Source organism: Pseudomonas sp. R19M, from assembly GCF_050312585.1.
Taxonomy (GTDB): domain Bacteria; phylum Pseudomonadota; class Gammaproteobacteria; order Pseudomonadales; family Pseudomonadaceae; genus Aquipseudomonas; species Aquipseudomonas palleroniana.
Map to the genome: position 1 here is coordinate 48302 of NZ_JBNPJV010000054.1, position 19608 is coordinate 67909.

18 protein-coding genes are annotated in these 19608 nt (G+C 61.0%); 10 read left to right on the forward strand and 8 right to left on the reverse strand.

Translation table 11 applies throughout. The features are described from left to right. Position 1: 1 nt before the first annotated feature. The 5 genes from ACQRBT_RS11280 to ACQRBT_RS11300 all read right to left on the reverse strand — a co-directional run bounded on the left by ACQRBT_RS11280 (position 2) and on the right by ACQRBT_RS11300 (position 5003). Positions 2-397, reverse strand: a complete 396-nt coding sequence (locus ACQRBT_RS11280) for a DUF1090 domain-containing protein (RefSeq protein WP_060753412.1) — start codon at positions 395-397, stop codon at positions 2-4. Between the two features lie 69 nt (positions 398-466). Then, entirely contained in the window at positions 467-2131 is a 1665-nt protein-coding gene (gene ligB / locus ACQRBT_RS11285) for an NAD-dependent DNA ligase LigB (protein ID WP_412046155.1), read from the reverse strand. Positions 2132-2226: 95 nt separating this feature from the next. Next, positions 2227-2577 (reverse strand): hypothetical protein, encoded by a 351-nt coding sequence (locus ACQRBT_RS11290; RefSeq protein ID WP_060753410.1) that lies wholly within the window; start codon positions 2575-2577, stop codon positions 2227-2229. A 220-nt stretch (positions 2578-2797) separates the two neighbouring features. Then, complete coding sequence (metK, locus tag ACQRBT_RS11295) at positions 2798-3988, reverse strand: methionine adenosyltransferase (RefSeq protein ID WP_060753409.1); 1191 nt, start codon at positions 3986-3988, stop codon at positions 2798-2800. A gap of 19 nt (positions 3989-4007) precedes the next feature. Next, positions 4008-5003, reverse strand: a complete 996-nt coding sequence (locus ACQRBT_RS11300) for an ArsR/SmtB family transcription factor (RefSeq protein ID WP_244700901.1) — start codon at positions 5001-5003, stop codon at positions 4008-4010. Between the two features lie 272 nt (positions 5004-5275). On the opposite strand from ACQRBT_RS11300, the gene tkt reads away from it, so the two are divergent. From tkt to fba, 6 genes are all read left to right on the forward strand, one after another. After that, positions 5276-7273: a transketolase gene (gene tkt / locus ACQRBT_RS11305; RefSeq protein WP_090368286.1), complete on the forward strand. Its 1998-nt coding sequence runs from the start codon at positions 5276-5278 to the stop codon at positions 7271-7273. Between the two features lie 210 nt (positions 7274-7483). Then, complete coding sequence (gene epd / locus ACQRBT_RS11310; RefSeq protein WP_060753406.1) at positions 7484-8539, forward strand: erythrose-4-phosphate dehydrogenase; 1056 nt, start codon at positions 7484-7486, stop codon at positions 8537-8539. Between the two features lie 17 nt (positions 8540-8556). Further along, on the forward strand, positions 8557-9720 hold the full coding sequence (locus ACQRBT_RS11315; RefSeq protein ID WP_060753405.1) for a phosphoglycerate kinase: 1164 nt from the start codon (positions 8557-8559) through the stop codon (positions 9718-9720). Positions 9721-9749: 29 nt separating this feature from the next. Beyond that, entirely contained in the window at positions 9750-9977 is a 228-nt protein-coding gene (locus tag ACQRBT_RS11320; RefSeq protein ID WP_060753404.1) for a hypothetical protein, read from the forward strand. 61 nt (positions 9978-10038) lie between these two features. Then, positions 10039-10371, forward strand: a complete 333-nt coding sequence (locus tag ACQRBT_RS11325) for an MliC family protein (RefSeq protein ID WP_060753403.1) — start codon at positions 10039-10041, stop codon at positions 10369-10371. 280 nt (positions 10372-10651) lie between these two features. Next, on the forward strand, positions 10652-11716 hold the full coding sequence (gene fba / locus ACQRBT_RS11330; RefSeq protein ID WP_003177554.1) for a class II fructose-bisphosphate aldolase: 1065 nt from the start codon (positions 10652-10654) through the stop codon (positions 11714-11716). A gap of 73 nt (positions 11717-11789) precedes the next feature. Here the strand turns inward: fba and ACQRBT_RS11335 are convergent, their stop codons facing one another. After that, positions 11790-12455 carry a polysaccharide lyase family 7 protein gene (locus tag ACQRBT_RS11335; RefSeq protein ID WP_060753402.1) on the reverse strand — a complete coding sequence of 222 codons (666 nt, stop codon included), beginning with the start codon at positions 12453-12455 and terminating at the stop codon, positions 11790-11792. 311 nt (positions 12456-12766) lie between these two features. On the opposite strand from ACQRBT_RS11335, the gene ACQRBT_RS11340 reads away from it, so the two are divergent. From ACQRBT_RS11340 to ACQRBT_RS11350, 3 genes are read left to right on the forward strand one after another with little or no spacing between them, the layout of a single operon-like run. Next, positions 12767-14872: a putative bifunctional diguanylate cyclase/phosphodiesterase gene (locus ACQRBT_RS11340; protein ID WP_060753400.1), complete on the forward strand. Its 2106-nt coding sequence runs from the start codon at positions 12767-12769 to the stop codon at positions 14870-14872. Between the two features lie 42 nt (positions 14873-14914). Continuing rightward, positions 14915-15415 carry a M48 metallopeptidase family protein gene (locus ACQRBT_RS11345; protein ID WP_060753399.1) on the forward strand — a complete coding sequence of 167 codons (501 nt, stop codon included), beginning with the start codon at positions 14915-14917 and terminating at the stop codon, positions 15413-15415. A 19-nt stretch (positions 15416-15434) separates the two neighbouring features. Then, positions 15435-15731, forward strand: coding sequence for a winged helix-turn-helix domain-containing protein (locus tag ACQRBT_RS11350; RefSeq protein ID WP_060753398.1), 297 nt, complete (start codon positions 15435-15437; stop codon positions 15729-15731). Positions 15732-15836: 105 nt separating this feature from the next. Here the strand turns inward: ACQRBT_RS11350 and ACQRBT_RS11355 are convergent, their stop codons facing one another. Next, positions 15837-16289, reverse strand: a complete 453-nt coding sequence (locus ACQRBT_RS11355) for a GNAT family N-acetyltransferase (RefSeq protein WP_060753677.1) — start codon at positions 16287-16289, stop codon at positions 15837-15839. Positions 16290-16487: 198 nt separating this feature from the next. Between ACQRBT_RS11355 and ACQRBT_RS11360 the strand changes: the two genes are divergently transcribed. Beyond that, positions 16488-17225 carry a substrate-binding periplasmic protein gene (locus ACQRBT_RS11360; RefSeq protein WP_060753397.1) on the forward strand — a complete coding sequence of 246 codons (738 nt, stop codon included), beginning with the start codon at positions 16488-16490 and terminating at the stop codon, positions 17223-17225. 75 nt (positions 17226-17300) lie between these two features. On the opposite strand, the gene yccS is transcribed toward ACQRBT_RS11360, so the two are convergent. After that, entirely contained in the window at positions 17301-19484 is a 2184-nt protein-coding gene (yccS, locus tag ACQRBT_RS11365) for a YccS family putative transporter (protein WP_060753396.1), read from the reverse strand. Positions 19485-19608: the final 124 nt, after the last annotated feature.

The window sequence follows — 19608 nt, forward strand, 5'->3', positions numbered from 1 at the left end:
TTTATTTGTCGAGTTCTTCCACGGCGTCCTGCAGCTCTTTGCGCGAGTCGGCGAGCTTGTCCTTGCGCTTGTTGATCTTGTCGGCGTCACCCTTTTTCATCGCCTTGTCGAGGTCGGCCTGACGGCGGCTGACTTCGTGCTTGGCGTCGAGCACTTTGTTTTCACGTTCTTTGCGCAAGGAGGCGTCAGTGCAGTGGGTGGTGACTTCGCTCAGGGCTTTTTCCAGGCCGGCCTGCTGCTCGCTGTTACCGTGCACCTTGGCTTGTTCGATCTGCGTGCTGATGGCCTGGCGCTTGGCGGCGCAGCCGGTGAGTGGTGAGTCTTCTTCGGCTGCCAGCAACGGTGTGGTCATGAAGCTTGCGGCGGTCAATAGGGCAAGGGGGGCGAAAAAATTCATGTGGAACTCCAAAGTCGCGATCCGATGGCAGGATGAATTCTGCCGGGGTTAAAGGTAGTTGGCCTGGGTTCAAAACCCGTCTATTCCGGCCGTACGTAATGTTTGAGCCAGCGCCTGCACTTGCGGGTCGTGAAAAAAAGCGCTGAGTTGCGCGGCGCGACCCGGGCCTATGCCGTCGGTGGCGAGCCAGGCTTGTGTGTCCCGGGCAGCCAGGGTTTGCCAGCCGCCTTCCAGGTTGTTGCGTGCCGAGGGCGGTACGCCCAGGGCTTTGAGCCATTGTGCAAAAGGGCGTTGCCGGGCGCTGTGGATGTTGTCGAGCAGCCGCGCACGGCTGCGGTCGCCGAAGCCGTCAATGTTAGCAAGCTCTGTCGCATCCAGGGTTAACCAATCGAGAAAGCCTGCGATTAGACCGGCCTGGATCAATATGTTCCAGGTCTCGCGGCCCATATGCGGTAAAGCCAGGCCCTGGTTGCTGCTGAGCCAGGTCAGGCGCGCGAGCAACTGCTCCTCGCAGCCGGGGTCCAGTTGCCAGCAGCTCAAGGCATGGAACGCGTGGGCGTCGGGCACTTGCACTTGCACCCGGGTCTTGTTGCGCAGGATGACTTCGTCCAATCGTGGGATCACCTGGCCGGCCAGGCTGATGGACACCTGGTCTCCGGGGCGGATATCCAGGGTTTGCCAGCGCATGAGGGAGCCGACGCTGACCCGGCTGATCTGCCGATCATCCAGGCGCACGGGTTCCAGTTCCAGAATGGGGGTGATGCGCCCCGTGCGACCGATCTTGAATTGCACCTTGCGGACCAGTGCCAGGGCCTTGGCGGCCGGGTATTTCCAGGCGACTGCCCAGTAAGGTGCGGCGACTTGCCAGCGTTCGGCGGGTGCGCGCGCGGCCTGGTGCAGCACCACGCCATCGCTGGCGAAGGGCAGAGGTTGGTTGTACCAATAAGTGCGCCAATGCGCGGCTTCGCTGATGTGCTTGATAGGGTGGCTGTAACGTTCGCTGTCGCTGAAACCCCAGCGTGCCAGGGTCGCCAGGCGCTCGGAGAAGCTGGCCGGGCCTTCTGGCCAGGCCCAGACGAAAAGGCCGATTCCAGCGGCTTCGACGTCACTCAACTGGTGGCGGTTCATCAGGCCGGCTACTTTGCTGCGAGCATTGAGCCCGCCCTGTGCCGACTGCACGTGTGCATCCAGGCGCCAGTAAAGCTCGCCTTGCAACACGACATCGATGGGCTCCGGCAGTTGCTGGACGATCGTGGCGATCTTGCTGGCGGAGGCGGACCAGTCCTGGCCGAGCACGCCATCGCCGCGACTGATGACTTGGCTCAAGCGCCCGTTGCGATACACCAATGTCACCGCCACGCCGTCGACCTTGGGTTGAATCCAGACGTCTTGGCGGTGCCCAAGCCAGTCGCCGACGGCCGATTCATCCAGCAACTTTTCGAGGCCGGTGTGTGCCACCGGATGAGGCCGCGTGCCCCGTGAACTGGCCAGGGGTGAGTCGGTGTCCGGTGTGGGTTGGGGAAAACATTCGCGCCACCGGCTCAGGCGCTGGCGGGCCTGGTCGTAGAGCTCGTCACTGACGGGGGATTGGCCGAGGCGGTGGTAACGGTCATCCCACAGGTGTATTTGCCTGGCCAGGGCGTCGAACTGTGAGCGGGTCCGGTTGATGCAGTCTTCGGCCGTGGCCCAAAAAGGTAGAGCACTCAGCAGTAAAACCATCAGCAAGCGCATCATGAGCATCCTTGCTCGAAAAGGGTGCCCAGCCTAAGTGATCCACGCAGCCACAAAAAAGCCCCGAACGAGCGGGGCTTTTTACTGGGTGTTTCGGCTTACTTGAACAGCCCGCCCAAGGCTTTCACCGCGTCGTTGTTCTGTGCCTTGGCCTGCTGCTTTTGCTGGCTGGCGTCGACTTTGGCCTGGGATTCGGCGAGTTTGTTGCAACCTTTGTTGACTTGTTCCAGCGCAGCCTCAAAGGCCTTCACTTTCAAAACGTCGTTCTGGGCGTTGGCGGCATCGATCTTGGCTTGCAGGTCTTTGGCGTGTTGCTGGCAATCGCCGGAATTACCGCCGCCCAGTTGGGAGCTCAGGGCACCGCTCAGTGCGCTCAGGTCTGCGGCGTGAGCCGGCAGGGTGAACAGGCTGAGCAAAAGGGCGGCAGGGGCGAGCGTGGAAATGCGCATGAAAAACCTCAATGTTCGATTGCCTGCGCGCTTATCCGTCCCGGGCGGGCGCAGTGCAATATCCAGATGGAGGTGAAGGGCCCGAGAGGGCGCGGATTCTAGAGGGCCATTATTTGGCCTGCAAGGTTTGGATCCAAAATATGTGACCGTTGTGCGTAAACCTTCGGGCAATAAAAAGCCCCGCCGGGCTAACCGGCGGGGCCTTGGGTACTGCGAGCGATTACAAACCGGCAGCGGTGCGCAGGTCGTTGGCGCGGTCGGTTTTTTCCCAGGTGAAGGTGGTGAAGGTGTCGTCGCCGACGGTCTTCTGTGCAGGTGTACGGCCGAAATGGCCATAGGCTGCGGTTTCCTGGTACATCGGATGCAGCAGGTCGAGCATGGTGGTGATCGCGTAAGGGCGCAGGTCGAAGATCTCACGTACCAGCTTGATGATCTTGTCGTCGCTGATCTTGCCGGTGCCGAAAGTATTCAGCGAGATCGACGTAGGCTGCGCTACACCGATGGCGTAGGACACTTGAATCTCGCAACGCTCGGCCAGGCCGGCGGCGACGATGTTCTTGGCCACGTAACGACCGGCGTAGGCCGCCGAGCGGTCAACCTTGGATGGGTCTTTGCCCGAGAACGCGCCACCGCCGTGACGGGCCATGCCGCCGTAGCTGTCGACGATGATCTTGCGACCGGTGAGGCCGCAGTCGCCCACCGGGCCGCCGATGATGAACTGGCCGGTCGGGTTGATGTGGAACTGGGTGTCTTTGCTCAGCAGTTCGGCAGGCAGCACGTGCTTGACGATCAGTTCCATCACGCCTTCACGCAGGTCGGCGTAGGACACGTCCGGGTTGTGTTGGGTCGACAATACAACAGCGTCGATACCGACCACCTTGCCGCCGTCGTAGCGGCAGGTCACCTGGGACTTGGCGTCCGGGCGCAGCCATGGCAGCAGGCCGGATTTACGGGCTTCGGCCTGGCGCTGTACCAACTGGTGCGAGAAGGTGATCGGCGCCGGCATCAGCACGTCGGTCTCGTTGCTGGCATAGCCGAACATCAGGCCCTGGTCGCCCGCGCCTTGATCTTCCGGCTTGGCACGGTCCACGCCCTGGTTGATGTCGGGGGACTGCTTGCCGATGATGTTCATCACGCCGCAGGTGGCGCCGTCGAAGCCGACGTCGGAGCTGTTGTAGCCGATGTCGGTGATCACATCACGGACGATCTGCTCCAGGTCGACCCAGGCCGAAGTGGTCACTTCGCCAGCGATGATCGCTACACCGGTTTTCACCAGGGTCTCGCACGCCACGCGGGCGAACTTGTCTTGAGCAATGATGGCGTCCAGCACCGCATCAGAAATCTGGTCGGCGATTTTGTCCGGATGCCCTTCAGACACGGACTCGGAGGTGAAAAGGGAGTATTCGCTCATCTCGATGTTTTCCTGATATTTACCGATGGTGAGTGTCGCCAGCCGGTCGCTGAAAGTGGCGAACCTGGATCTGGAAACCATTACGTAAACCTACATAGAGGCTTTCCCCGGGAACGAGTCCCGCAGCGGTGGCCCAACGGGCCAGATCGTCCTGTTCAAAACCCAACCAGAGATCACCGCAGGCCTCCCTGGCCCAATTCTGGTTGTGGCTGCATAGATCCGTAACCAGCAGGCTACCGCCGGGGTGCAGCAACCCGGCCATTTGCTTGAGGGCGTCGGCGGGGGCGGCGAAATGGTGCAAGACCATATTCAGTACCACGCAGTCGGCCCGCAGGCTGGTGTGATTCAGGGCGTCAGCCAACTGCAGGCTGACATTGCCCAGTGCCTCGCGCTCGCATAACTGGCGCGCCAGCTCGAGCATGGCCGGGCTGTTGTCCAGCGCGGTGACCTGCTTGAAGCGGCGCGCCAGCTCCGGCAGGAAACCGCCATCGCCGGGGCCGACTTCCAGTGCGCTCGCCTCTTCACTGAAGCTCAGCTTGTCCAACAACGCCAGTACGCTCTCGCGGTACTGGGGCAAACCGGCGATCAGGTCCTGCTGGGCGCGAAACTTCTCGGCTACCCGTGAGAAAAAGTCCTGGCTGGCAGCGGCGCGTTGCCCGTGCACTTGAGCGATACGCGACTGTACATCCGTCGGCAGCCCGAGGTTGTCCACCTCCTCCAGCAAGGCCGCGTGCAGCTTGCCGCCGAGCAGTTCGGTGTGGGGCAGGGCGCGGCGGTAGAAGATCGCATTGCCTTCACGGCGGGTGGCCACCAGTTCGGCCTGGGCCAGCACCTTCAAGTGGTGGCTCATGCCCGACTGGCCGATGGCGAAGATCTGCGCCAGTTCCAGTACACCGAAGGAGTCGTTGGCCAGTGCACGCAATACGTTCAGGCGCAACGGATCGCCAGCGGCCTTGCACAAGGCTGCCAGTTCATCGCCGTCGTCGGGGCGCAGGGAGGGCACGGGTAGGTTCATAAGGCCAGCAGTCTAGTGGTGGGGGGAGGTCCCCGCAAGGTCAATATCAAAAAGTTTTGATATTGAACGATAAGTGGCGGTTATAAGCAGTCGGTATAGTCTTGGGACGAACCGGTGAAAGGTTTCTGCAGGCGATTGCCGCTTAAAGCACAGGAAAAACACCGCCAAGTGACTATCTGTCATTGCCCGCAGGCGGTGGCTGAGGGAAAATGCCGGTCCTTTTTTCCGTTTCTTTTATTCATTGTCTATTCAAAATCCCCAGGAGATCAGCGATGCCCAGCCGTCGTGAGCGTGCCAACGCCATTCGTGCCCTCAGCATGGATGCCGTGCAAAAAGCCAACAGCGGCCATCCCGGTGCCCCGATGGGCATGGCGGATATCGCAGAGGTACTTTGGCGTGACTACCTGAAGCACAACCCGAGCAACCCGTCGTTCGCCGACCGTGACCGCTTCGTGCTGTCCAACGGCCATGGCTCGATGCTGATCTACTCGCTGCTGCACCTGACCGGCTACGACGTCACCATCGATGACCTCAAGAGCTTCCGCCAGCTGCACAGCCGCACTCCGGGCCACCCCGAATTCGGCTACACCCCAGGCGTGGAGACCACCACCGGCCCCCTGGGCCAGGGCCTGGCGAACGCCGTCGGCTTCGCACTGGCTGAAAAAGTACTGGGCGCACAGTTCAACCGCCCTGGCCACGACATCGTCGACCACCACACCTATGTGTTCCTGGGTGATGGCTGCATGATGGAAGGCATTTCCCACGAAGTCGCTTCCCTGGCCGGTACCCTGGGCCTGGGCAAGCTGATTGCCTTCTACGATGACAACGGCATTTCCATCGACGGCGAAGTCGAAGGCTGGTTCACCGATGACACCCCGAAGCGTTTCGAAGCCTACAACTGGCAGGTGATCCGCAACGTCGACGGCCACGACCCGGAAGAAATCAAGACCGCTATCGACACCGCTCGCAAGAGCGCGCAGCCAACCCTGATCTGCTGCAAGACCACCATCGGTTTCGGCTCGCCGAACAAGCAAGGCAAGGAAGACTGCCACGGCGCCCCGCTGGGTGACGCGGAAATCGCCTTGACCCGCGAAGCGCTGAAGTGGAACCACGGCCCCTTTGAAATTCCAGCCGACATCTATGCCGAGTGGGACGCCAAGGAAAAGGGTCTGGCCACTGAAGCCGAATGGGATCAGCGTTTCGCTGCCTACTCCGCTCAGTTCCCTGAGTTGGCCAACGAACTGGTACGCCGCCTGGCCGGTGACCTGCCTGCCGATTTCGCGGAAAAAGCCTCGGCCTACATCGCCGAAGTCGCGGCCAAGGGCGAGACCATCGCCAGCCGTAAAGCCAGCCAGAACACCCTGAATGCCTTCGGCCCGCTGCTGCCTGAGATCCTCGGCGGTTCGGCTGACCTGGCCGGTTCCAACCTGACCCTGTGGAAAGGTTGCAAAGGTGTCTCGGCTGAAGATGCCAGCGGCAACTACATGTACTACGGCGTGCGCGAATTCGGCATGAGCGCCATCATGAACGGCGTGTCGCTGCACGGCGGCCTGGTGCCTTACGGCGCGACCTTCCTGATGTTCATGGAATACGCACGCAACGCCGTGCGCATGGCCGCGCTGATGAAGAAGCGTGTGATCCATGTGTACACCCACGACTCCATCGGCCTGGGCGAAGACGGCCCGACGCACCAGCCGGTCGAGCAACTGACCAGCCTGCGCACCACGCCGAACCTGGACACCTGGCGCCCTGCCGACGCAGTGGAATCCGCGGTGGCCTGGAAGCATGCGATCGAGCGCAAGGACGGCCCATCGGCGCTGATCTTCTCGCGTCAGAACCTGCAGCACCAGGTGCGTACCGACGCGCAGATCGCCGACATCAGCCGCGGCGGCTACGTGCTCAAGGACTGCGCCGGCGAGCCGGAACTGATACTGATCTCCACCGGTTCCGAAGTGGGTCTCACGGTTCAGGCTTATGACAAGCTGACCGAGCAAGGCCGCAAGGTTCGTGTTGTTTCGATGCCTTGCACCAGCGTGTTCGAAGCCCAGGACGCGAGCTACAAGCAATCGGTATTGCCGCTGCAAGTCGGCGCGCGCATTGCCATCGAAGCGGCTCACGCCGACTACTGGTACAAGTACGTGGGCCTGGAAGGCCGCGTGATCGGCATGACCACCTACGGTGAGTCGGCGCCGGCGCCAGCACTGTTCGAAGAGTTCGGCTTCACCCTGGAGAACATCCTGGGCCAGGCTGAAGAGCTGCTGGAAGACTAAAAGCACGTCTCCTTGTAGGAGCGAGCTTGTTGTGGCGAGGGAGCTTGCTCCCGCTGGGCTGCGAAGCGGCCCCAAACCGTGCGATCGATATGTGTCAGATACACTTCGTCAACCGGTCTGGGAGTGCTTCGCACTCCAGCGGGAGCAAGCTCCCTCGCCACGCAAGCTCGCTCCTACAATGGTTTATGTCGCCCACACTACGAGAACCCCATGCCTCAACCGCGTCCCTACAAAGTTGCACTCAACGGCTACGGCCGCATTGGTCGTTGCGTCTTGCGTGCTCTGTTCGAGCGAGGGGCGGCGGCCGGGTTTGAAATTGTCGCGATCAACGATCTGGCCGACATGGCCAGTATTGAATACCTGACACGCTTTGACTCCACCCACGGCCGCTTCCCTGGCGAAGTGCGGGTTGACGGCGATTGTCTGCACATTAATGGCAACTGCGTGAAAGTGCTGCGCAGTGCCACCCCCGAGGGCATCGACTGGGCGGCGCTGGGCGTCGACCTGGTGTTGGAATGCTCCGGTGCCTACCACACCCGTGGCGATGGCCAGCGGTTCCTCGACGCTGGCGCGCCACGCGTGCTGTTTTCCCAGCCGATGGCCAGCGAGGCGGATGTCGACGCCACCATCGTCTACGGCATCAACCAGGATTGCCTGACCGGTGATGAGTTGCTGGTGTCCAACGCCTCCTGCACCACCAACTGCAGCGTGCCGCTGTTGCGCCTGCTGGATCAGGCGATTGGCCTGGATTATGTGTCGATCACCACGATTCACTCGGCGATGAACGACCAGCCGGTGATTGACGCCTACCATCACGAAGACCTGCGCCGCACACGATCGGCGTTCCAGTCGGTGATTCCGGTGTCCACCGGCCTGGCCCGTGGTATCGAGCGCCTTTTGCCGGAACTTGCCGGGCGAATCCAGGCCAAAGCCGTACGGGTGCCGACGGTGAACGTGTCCTGCCTGGATATCACCATGCAGACCGTCAGCGACACCGATGCGACGGAGGTCAACCGGATCTTGCGTGATGCCGCCACCCGCGGCCCGCTCAAAGGCTTGCTGGCCTACACCGAGTTGCCCCACGCCAGTTGTGATTTCAACCATGACCCGCATTCGGCGATTGTCGATGCCAGCCAGACCCGCGTTTCCGGCCCCAGGCTGGTGAACATCCTGGCCTGGTTCGACAACGAATGGGGCTTTGCCAACCGCATGCTGGATGTTGCCGAACACTATCTGCACATCGCTTCTAAACAACCTCAACAGTAATTCAGGAACTGCGACCCATGACCGTGTTGAAGATGACCGACCTCGATCTGCAAGGTAAGCGCGTACTGATCCGCGAAGACCTCAACGTCCCAGTCAAGGACGGTGTTGTCACCAGCGATGCGCGAATCCTGGCCTCGCTGCCGACCATCAAGCTGGCCCTGGAAAAAGGCGCGGCCGTGATGGTGTGCTCCCACCTGGGCCGTCCGACCGAAGGTGAGTTCTCCGCCGAAAACAGCCTCAAGCCGGTGGCCGACTACCTGAGCAAGGCCCTGGGCCGCGACGTGCCGCTGGTAGCTGACTACCTGGGTGGCGTTGAGGTTAAAGCGGGCGATATCGTGCTGTTCGAAAACGTGCGCTTCAACAAGGGCGAGAAAAAGAACAGCGACGAACTGGCCCAGCAATATGCGGCCTTGTGCGACGTGTTCGTGATGGACGCCTTCGGCACCGCTCACCGTGCCGAGGGTTCGACCCACGGCGTGGCCAAGTTCGCCAAGGTCGCGGCGGCCGGCCCGCTGCTGGCGGCTGAACTGGATGCACTGGGCAAGGCCCTGGGCGCGCCGGCGCAACCGATGGCCGCCATCGTGGCCGGCTCCAAAGTGTCCACCAAACTGGACGTGCTCAACAGCCTGAGCCAGATCTGCAACCAGCTGATCGTCGGCGGCGGTATCGCCAACACCTTCCTGGCCGCTGCCGGCCACCCGGTAGGCAAGTCGCTGTATGAGCCGGACCTGCTGGACACCGCCCGCGCCATCGCCGCCAAGGTCAGCGTGCCGTTGCCGGTCGACGTGGTGGTTGCCAAGGAGTTCGCCGAGAGCGCCGCAGCCACCGTCAAGCTGATCGCTGACGTGGCCGCCGACGACATGATCCTGGATATCGGCCCGCAAACCGCGGCTAATTTCGCCGAACTGCTGAAAGCTTCCCAGACCATCCTGTGGAACGGTCCGGTCGGCGTGTTCGAATTCGACCAGTTCGGCAACGGCACCAAAGTGCTGGCCAAGGCGATTGCTGAAAGCGCGGCGTTCTCCATCGCCGGTGGCGGCGACACCCTGGCGGCCATCGATAAATATGGCGTTGCTGATCAAATCTCCTACATTTCTACCGGTGGTGGCGCGTTCCTCGAGTTCGTCGAGGGTAAGGTGCTGCCGGCCGTGGAAGTGCTGGAAACCCGAGCCAAAGGTTAAGGCGCGTGATCCGGAAAAGGAGCATTCCCATGATCAAGTCGCTGGCATTGGTGATGACCGCAGGCCTGTTGGCCGCCTGCGGTAGTACGCCACGTGTGGCGCCCGAGGCGGACAAAGCCGATGCGCCTCGCAAACACAGTTGCTACCAGGCTGACTGGCAAGCCGAAACCATGCCGGTGATCAACAAGCGCATCGGCAACGAGCGGCTGGAGAAATACGACGCCGCGCCCAACGGTCAGGAACAGGGTTGCCCTTGACGGGTCTGATCAACTAACCGACAGCAGCAGCGGCCCTTGGGCCTGCGTTCGAGGATTGGCAATGAAAGGCGTTTTCGCCCTAGCGGCACTGGCCCTGTTGGCCGGTTGCAGCAGCATGAACATGTTCAACAAGGCAGAGCCTGCCGATAAATGGACCACCTGGACCTGCGACAGCAAGGCTGAGGTCAACTGGCGCTTCGCGAACCAGGCCCGTTCCGAGGTGGATGTGCGCCTCGGGGGTTCGGAGCAGGTTTACCGCCTCAAACAAGAGGTTGCCGCCTCGGGCGTGCTGTACAGCGACGGCCAATTGGCGTTTCACACAAAAGGTGAGGAAGGCCTGGTCTACTGGGTTGCGACTGACGATTTGATCGGGCGCGGCTGCAAGGCCCAGTAACTGGAGCGCGGTCTCGAAGGTCATGAGATCCAAATGTGGGAGGGGGCTTGCCCCCGATAGCGGTGGGTCAGTCAAGAGATTCATCACTGGGAGGCTGCCATCGGGAGCAAGCCCCCTCCCACATGAGATTCGGTTCAAAACTGGAACTTGAGTCGCGCCCATCAGAAATAACGATTCAGCAGGCCAGGCGTGCAAAACCTGACCGGCAATAACTTGAATAGCGGCCTGCGCTACGGCAGGCTTGCACGATTAACGACCCTCGATCGGGAGAGACAACACAATGGCACTTATCAGCATGCGTCAAATGCTGGACCACGCAGCCGAGTTCGGCTACGGCGTCCCAGCCTTTAACGTCAACAACCTTGAGCAGATGCGCGCCATCATGGAAGCCGCTGACAAGACCGACTCCCCCGTGATCGTCCAGGCTTCGGCCGGTGCCCGCAAATACGCCGGCGCGCCGTTCCTGCGTCACCTGATCCTTGCCGCGATCGAAGAATTCCCGCACATCCCGGTGTGCATGCACCAGGACCACGGCACCAGCCCTGATGTGTGCCAGCGCTCCATCCAACTGGGCTTCAGCTCGGTGATGATGGACGGCTCCCTCGGCGAAGACGGCAAGACCCCGACCGACTACGAGTACAACGTACGCGTGACCCAACAAACCGTGGCCATGGCTCACGCCTGCGGCGTCTCGGTTGAAGGTGAGCTGGGCTGCCTGGGTTCCCTGGAAACCGGCATGGCCGGCGAAGAAGACGGTATCGGCGCCGAAGGCGTACTGGATCACAGCCAGATGCTGACCGACCCGGAAGAAGCCGCCGACTTCGTGAAAAAGACCCAGGTGGATGCCCTGGCCATCGCCATCGGCACCAGCCACGGCGCCTACAAGTTCACCAAGCCACCGACCGGCGACGTGCTGGCCATCGACCGCATCAAGGAAATCCACAAGCGCATCCCCAACACCCACCTGGTGATGCACGGTTCTTCCTCGGTACCGCAAGAGTGGCTGGCGATCATCAACCAGTACGGCGGCGACATCAAGGAAACCTACGGCGTACCGGTTGAAGAAATCGTCGAAGGCATCAAGTACGGCGTGCGCAAGGTCAACATCGACACCGACCTTCGTCTGGCCTCCACCGGTGCGATGCGTCGCCTGATGGCGACCAACCCGAGCGAGTTCGACCCACGTAAGTTCTTTGGCGCTACCGTAACGGCAATGCGCGACGTGTGCATCGCTCGCTACGAAGCGTTCGGCACGGCCGGTAATGCTTCGAAGATCAAGCCGATCTCGTTGGAAGCGATGTACCAGCGGTATTTGAAAGGTGAGTTGAACGCCAAGGTGAATTGAGCCTTAGTTGTTTGAAAAGAAGCCCGCAGTGATGCGGGCTTTTTTTCGGCTGGAGTTTGACGGCCGTAGTGGTTTATTCGTGATCAATATCCAACTTGGCAAACGTCACCCGCGCGCCTTCCTTGCTATCCCCGCTGTTGTCCTGCACATACACCCCCGCCTTGAAGTACAACGGCTTGTTCCCCCACGCCGCGCCGATTCGCTCGTTCCACTCTCCGTCCGCGGCATACACGCTGAGCAGGCCGGCTTTGTTGAGGTTGATCACGTAGGTAAAACTCTTCTCCAGCGGCACATTCGACGCGATGGTTACCACGCGGCCTTCGCCGTCGTCCGGGCGCATGCGCACCTTGGCGACGATGTTGCCGGTCTGGGTCTTTTCCTTGAACTGGTATTCGAGTTTGATCAGCGGCTTCTGGCTGTCATAGGCATGAATCTGCCCGATCACGACTTTACCGGACGACGGCACCTGGTTGACCTCCAGGGTCGCGCGCAGGAAGTTGTTCGCTTCTGGGTAGGTCCAGTTGCGCAGCCTCCCGTCGGCATAGGTTTCACGTAATTCGCTGCGAGGGTAGATGGCGTTTTCGGTGCGGGTGCCGGTCACCGGTGTCCAGAATTGCACGTTGCTGCCTTCGGCCTGGAAGTACTGGTCCTTGAAGCCGCTGACCAGCTTCGGTGTGTCGATAGTCGCGGGCGGGGAGCCGACAGGAATGCTCAGGTTCCAGGTGGAAAGGTCGATCATGGTGTTGGCCTTATTACAGGGGTTGAAGGCTTTAGCCCGAGGGCTGCACGGGTTCTTTATAGGTCGGTTCAAACCGATTGTTAAACACTTGTTGGCAATTTTTTGGCGCCAATGGAATGCCAAAAAGCCATGTGTCCCATACCGCGTGGCCTGCAGGGCTGTACCGTTAGTCGGCTTCCTGGCTATTGGCGCAATGATGGTATCGACGTCGCTTCTGCTTTTTTAGAACCGGGTCTAGAGTGAGACCTCAGTGTTTGTCCGGTTTTAGTCTTAGAAGTGACCGGTGCAGCCCTTCAAGGAAGAGAAGTAGCATGGATTGTGCTCCACACCACGGCGATGGCAGTTCGGTTCTTTTGGTGGTCGATGACTACCCGGAAAATCTCATCAGCATGCGTGCATTGTTGCAGCGCGAAGACTGGCGGGTGATTACCGCCGCTTCCGGCCTGGAAGCCCTCGAATTATTGCTGGCCCACGAAATCGATCTGGTATTGCTGGACGTGCGCATGCCCGGCATGGATGGCTTTGAGGTGGCGCGCCTGATGCGCGGCAGCCAGCGTACACGAATGACCCCGATCATCTTCCTCACCGCCCATGCCCAATCGCCCGACGCAGTGCAGGAAGGCTATGCCAGTGGTGCCATCGATTACCTGTTCAAACCCTTTGACCCGAATATCCTCAAGCCCAAAGTGCAGGCACTGTTGGAGCACCAGCGTAACCGGCGCTCCTTGCAGCGCCTTAGCCTGGAACTGGAGGCTGCCCGTGCCTTCAATGCCTCGGTGCTGGACAACGCTGCCGAGGGTATTTTGGTGGTGGGTGAGGGCAGCGTCATCCAGTATGCCAACCCGGCGATTTCACGCTTGCTCAACGCTACGATGGCTGAGTTGCAGGGCGAAAGTTTCCTGAGTTTCCTGCAAAAGCCTCACGTGCCTGCCTGGTTGGGTTTTCCGATGTACGAGGCGTATCGCAAAGGCGAAACGTGGCGCCAGCACGACGCGATCTTGCGCACCCGTCGCGGCCAGCAAGTGCCGGTGGCCTTGTCTTGCGCGCCTCTGCCCGCTGAGCAGAAGGCCATGGTGGTGACGGTGCTCGACATGTCGGAGGTGCGCCATCTGCATCAACAGTTGGAGTTCCAGGCCGTCACCGATCCGTTGACCGGACTGTTGAACCGGCGCGGTTTCCAGCAGGCGGTGGAAAGCACCCTGGCGCGCAGCGAGCGCAGTGATCAATCACTGGTATTGCTGTACCTGGACCTCGACGGGTTCAAGCGGGTCAACGATACCTTGGGGCATGACGCCGGTGACCGTGTACTGCGTTGGGTCTCGGAACAGATGCAGGCGTGTCTGCGTTCCTATGACATTCTCGGGCGCATGGGCGGGGATGAGTTCACCGCGTTGTTGGAACTGGAGTTTCCGGAACAAGCGGCGAAAATCTCGGAAAAACTGATCGAGCGCGTGTCTGTCAGCCAACACGTCGACGGCTTGGATGTGATGCTCGGGGCCTGCATCGGGATTGCGACGTACCCGGATTGCGGTGCCGACCTGAGCGGCCTGCTGCGAGCGGCGGATATCGCCATGTACGAAGCCAAGCGCGCCGGCCGCCAGCAGTATCGTTACTACGATAAAGACATGAACGGCCGCGCGCGCTCACGGCTGATGCTCGAAGACAGTGTGCGCACGGCGATCCAGAACAAAGAGTTCACCTTGGTGTTCCAGCCGCAGGTGTCGTTGGAGGATGGGCGTTTGCGTGGCTTCGAGGCCCTGTTGCGCTGGCAGCACCCGAGCGTCGGCGACGTGCCGCCGGGGCTGTTTCTACCGTTGCTGGAAGAGGCGCGCCTGATCAGCCAACTGAGTGCCTGGATCTACCAGGAGGTCGCGGTCCAGCGCGAAGCCTGGCAAGGCATTTTCGATAGCGAGCTGGTGTTGAGTGTCAGCCTCAGCAGCAGCCAGTTCAATATGCCTAACCTCGCGAACCAACTGCAGCAGGTACTGGAGCAGCATGGCTTGAAGGCGCGGCAGTTGGAGGTCGAGATCAGTGAAGACTGCCTGATGAACAACCTTCAAGACTCCACCAAGCAACTCAAGTTACTGCGCCAGATCGGTGTGCGCATTGCCCTGGATGATTTCGGCTCGGGTCGCTGTTCCTTGGCCCATCTGCGTGACCTGGAGTTCGATACGCTCAAGCTGGACCCGCAACTGGTGGCTCGCTTGCCGGGCTCGACACGGGACGCGGCGATGGCGCGCAGCATTATCCAGCTGTGCGAGCATTTCGATGTGTTGGTCATCGCCGAGGGCGTGGAGACATCGGAGCAGGCCCTGTGGCTTAAAACCCATGGTTGCCTGTTTATCCAGGGCCCATTGGCGGCGCAACCATTGCTCGCCGAGGAAGTTGGCGCCTGGTCTCACCCCCGTCAGCTGTGAATTCGCTACACTGGTGGCCTTTCGAGCCCCGTTGCAGATCCCATGACCGCGTTGAAATACCTCCAGGCCTATCCCGCCGCGCTCCAGGAGCAGGTGCGCCAATTGATCGCCAACGACCAGTTGGGCGCCTACCTGGAGCAGCGTTATCCCGAGCGCCACGCGGTGCAGAGCGATAAGGCGTTGTACGCGTATGCGCTGGCGCTCAAGCAGGAGCACCTGCGCAACGCCCCGGCCATCGACAAGGTGCTGTTCGATAACCGCCTGGACCTGACCCATCGCGCCTTGGGTTTGCACACCACGATTTCGCGCGTGCAGGGCGGCAACCTCAAAGCCAAGAAAGAGATTCGTATTGCCGCGTTGTTCAAGGAGGCGGCACCGGAATTTCTGCGCATGATCGTGGTGCATGAGCTGGCGCATTTCAAGGAATCGGACCACAACAAGGCGTTCTACAAACTCTGCGACTACATGATGCCGGGCTACCATCAGGTGGAATTCGACCTGCGGGTGTACCTCACGTATCGCGACCTGCAGGGCAAGCCCTGACCGCACAAGGCGATTGACCATGGATGTGAGCAAGACCAAAAGCAGCTTTTACCGCCGCCTGTATGTGGCGTACTTGATCGACAGCCAGCTGGCCAGCACTGTCCCGGCACTGACTGAAGTCACCGGCATGCCCAGGCGCACCGCGCAGGACACGATTGCGGCGCTGACCGACCTGGATATCGTGTGTGAGTTCGAGCAGCAAGACGGTGCGCGCAATCATGCCGGGCACTATCGGATTCGCAGCTGGGGCGCGATTGATCGCCAATGGATCGAAGGGAATCTGGTGTCGATCAAGCAGGTGTTGGGTTACCCCTGAGGGATGCGGTGATAGGGCTGACGCAATCGGGGGCAAGCCCCCTCCCACATTTTGACAGTGTGAACCCAACCCAGTGTGGGAGGGGGCTTGCCCCCGATGGGGCCCTCAAGCGCGCCGCATACCAATATGTGGAATATCGTCCTCCAGGTATTCCTCACCCGCCACCACAAACCCATACCGCCCGTAATATTCCTGCAAATGCGCCTGGGCAGAGAGAAAGATCGGCATCTCGGGCCAGATTTCTGCGATGTGCTTGAGCGTCTCCTCCATCATCCGGTGCCCCAGGCCGCTGCCGCGCGCCGAGGGTGCCACGATGACCCGGCCAATCACCACGTCGCCGCCCTGGGACTCCGGGTCCAGCAAGCGCAGGTAGGCCACCAGTTCATTCTCTTTCCAGGCCATCAGGTGGTGGGTATCGCCGGACAGGTCCTGCCCGTCGATGTCCTGATAAGCGCACCGCTGCTCCACGACAAACACCTCGCAGCGCAGGCGCAGGATGGCGTAGAGCTGCTCTTTGCCCAAATCGTCGTGATGCTTGCAGACCCATTCAATCGTCATCATATGTGCTCTTGGAAATGCCTGGAGAGGATAGTAAGCGCGACGGCGGTTGCTGTCTAAGTCGTGCATTTTTGTGAATGGCGTCAATTTGCCATCATTCTCTGCGCTCGCCGCTGACTTCTTTGTGTAATCTGCAATACAAGCTCATTGATGAGCTACTGTTATAAAGCCATCACGTGCCCGCCAAGGACTTTGAGCATGCTGCGAAGTTATCGTGCCGTTGCTTTGATTGCAGTGCTGTTGCTGGCCCAACCGGCGCTCGCGCAACGCCTGCGTCTGGTCGCGGACGCCTGGCCACCGTTTACCGATATCACGCTGGTCAACGGTGGGTTGGCCACCGATATTGTCAGCACTGCGTTGGCCCGCGCCGGCTACGCCAGCGATTTCGAGCAGGTGCCCTGGGCGCGCGCGCTGATGGGGGTCAGTGAGGGGCGCTACGACGTGCTGATCAATGCCTGGTACGACGATGCCCGCACGCAGTTTGGGCAGTTCTCCGCTGAGTACCTGCTCAACCGGGTGCGTTTCATTAAACGCGGCGATGACCCGATCGACTATCAGAACCTGGAGCAGTTGCACGGCGAACCTATTGCTGTCGTGCGCGGGTATGCCTATTCGCCAGCGTTCGATCAAGATGCACAGTTACAGAAAATACCTGTGCATAACTTCGCCATGGCCGTGCGCATGCTCGCTGCACAGCGGGTGAGGCTGACGCTGGAAGATGAGTATGTGGCCCGCTACTACCTGGCGCGGGAGTCGCCGCGGGTGCGCAATTCGGTGGAGTTCCTGCCCAAGCCGCTGAGTGAGAACAGCCTGCATATTCTCGTCAGCCTGAAGAACCCGGAGCATGCGCAGATCGTTGCCGGCTTCGATCGGGAGATCGCCAAGATGAAGGCCGACGGTAGTTATGACCGGTTAATGAAAGAGCATGGGATGTAGCGTTCTTTCTGGCCTTATCGTCCTGCCTTCGGAATGCAATCCTCCTGTGGGAGGGGGCTTGCCCCCGATAGCGGCCTAAGCCGCGCCGGTGTCTTTGATCAAGTGTGCAGCCAATGTGCGCAACGGCCCCAACTGCCGACAGATCAACGCCAACTGCGTCTGCACCAGGCGCTGCCCTTCATCGATCTCATCCGGCATCTGCTCCAGCTCCGCGGCCATCGCTTCCTCGGCATCGCTTTGAATCGCAATGGCCTGCTTGTTGGCCAGCCCCGTGGCGATTTCATCGATGCTTGCCGCCAGGGTATTGCCGGCACCCTCGATCAAATGTTCACGCGCTTCGGCCGGCAGTTGGGTTTCGCGGTGCGCGCCCAGCCCCGATAAATAGCTGAGCAGGGTGTGGGACAACACCAGGAAGCGAAAGCCCACGTCTGCCTCCTTACGGAAGTGCCCCGGCTCCATCAGCATGTTCGCCAGGGTTGTGGACAGTGCCGCGTCGGCGTTGTGTGCATTGCGCCGGGCCAGGCGGTAGGCCAGGTCGTCGCTCTTGCCGGCGGCGTATTGCTGCATGATCTGGCGCAGGTAGATGCTGTTGCAGGTCAGGGTGTTGGCCAGCACTTTGTTCAGGCGCCGGCCTTGCCAGTCCGGCAGGAACAGGAACACTGCCAGGCCCGCGATCACGCTGCCGAGCAAGGTGTCGAACAGACGCGGCAGGAACAGCCCGTAGCCATCGCCGACCTGGTTGAAGCAGAACAGCACCATCAGGGTGATCGCCGCCGTGGCCAGGGTGTAGCGGGTGGTGCGGTTGATGAAGAACACCAGGCCGGCGGCGATGGCGAACATCGACTGCACCAGCGGACTTGGGAACAGGTCGAACAAGGCCCAGGCCACGGTGAGGCCGATGGCGGTGCCGATGATCCGCTGGCCGAGCTTACGCCGTGTCGCGCCGTAGTTGGGCTGGCAGACGAACAAGGTGGTGAGGATGATCCAGTAACCCTGGGACGGGTGAATCAAATGCACCATGCCGTAGCCGATGCTCAGTGCCAGCGGCAGGCGCAACGCGTGGCGAAACAGCAACGACGTTGGCGTCAGCTGGGTGCGCAGGCGCGTCCACATTTCCTTCAGGTTGCGCGGCGAGCGGTCAAGCAGGCTGCTGTCGGTGGCGTCGGCCAGGGCGTCGGGGTTGCTGGCGTCGCTCAGCAGGCGGTCGAGCGTGGACAGGTTGGCCGCCAAGGCCCGCAGCGAGCGCAGCAGGCCGCGCCAGGCCGGGTTGCTCTGGATGCGCAGATGCTCCAGGGACGCGTTCAAGTCGCCCAGGGCTTCGGCGAAGCTGTCGTCATAGATGAACGGCTGGCGTAGCTGAATCGACTCGGCCAGGGTCTGGCAGGCTTTGCCTTGCTGACGCAGCAGGCGCTGGCAACGGAACAGCACGTCGCTGTGGAAGAAGGCTTCGGCCAGGGCGTTGTAGGGATAATGGGATGAACTGGCGCGTTCGTGAATGTCCTGGGCGAGGAAGTACAGCTTCAAGTAGCGGCTGACTTTCGAGCCTGGCCGACCATTGCCCACGCGGTGCAGGATGATTTCCTTCGCCGCATTCAGCGCCGCGACCACCCGGCCATTTTGCTGGGCCAGTTCCAGGCGGCGCGCTTCCACGTCCAACTGGCGGATGGGCTCGAACAGCGACGACTTCAGTTTAAGGTAGCGTCCCAGCTCGCGGAACAACCGCGCCAGGCTCTGCTGTACCGGCTGGTTGGAAAACAGTGCCTGCCACACTACCGACAGCACGCCATACCAGGCTGCACCCGCTACCAGCAGCAGGGGCTCATGCCAGAAATCCGTGACCGCGCCACCGCGCTGGTCCACGCCGATCATGGTGTACACCGACAGAATCAGCGTCGCCGAGGCAATCGCCCCATAACGTTCACCCAGCGCCCCGAGCATGGTCAGGCCGAAACTGGCCAGGGCCAGGGCTATCGCGAAGATCCAGGGGTAGGGAAACAGCAGCTCCACCGACAGTGCCGCGATGCTGAAACACACCAGCGTCACCGCCAGGGCATTGAGGCGGCCTTGCCAACTGTCATCGGTCTCGGCCAGGGCGCTGGCGATAATCCCCAGGAACAACGGGATCAGCAGCGTCATTTCATCCTGATACCAGCACAGCGCCATGCTGCCGGTGAGGGCGATGAATACCCGTACGCTGTAACTGAATTTATCCAGCGCCCACAGGCGCCGCATGGACTGCTTGAACGAGGTCGATGACATGAAGTCTGGAGTCTTCCGGGACGATGCCGCTAAATTGAGCCAGTAATGACGCCACGGCAAGCGTGGCGATCACATCCGACAGCAAAATATATTCCCGCCCGCCATTTTCAATATGCAATGCAAT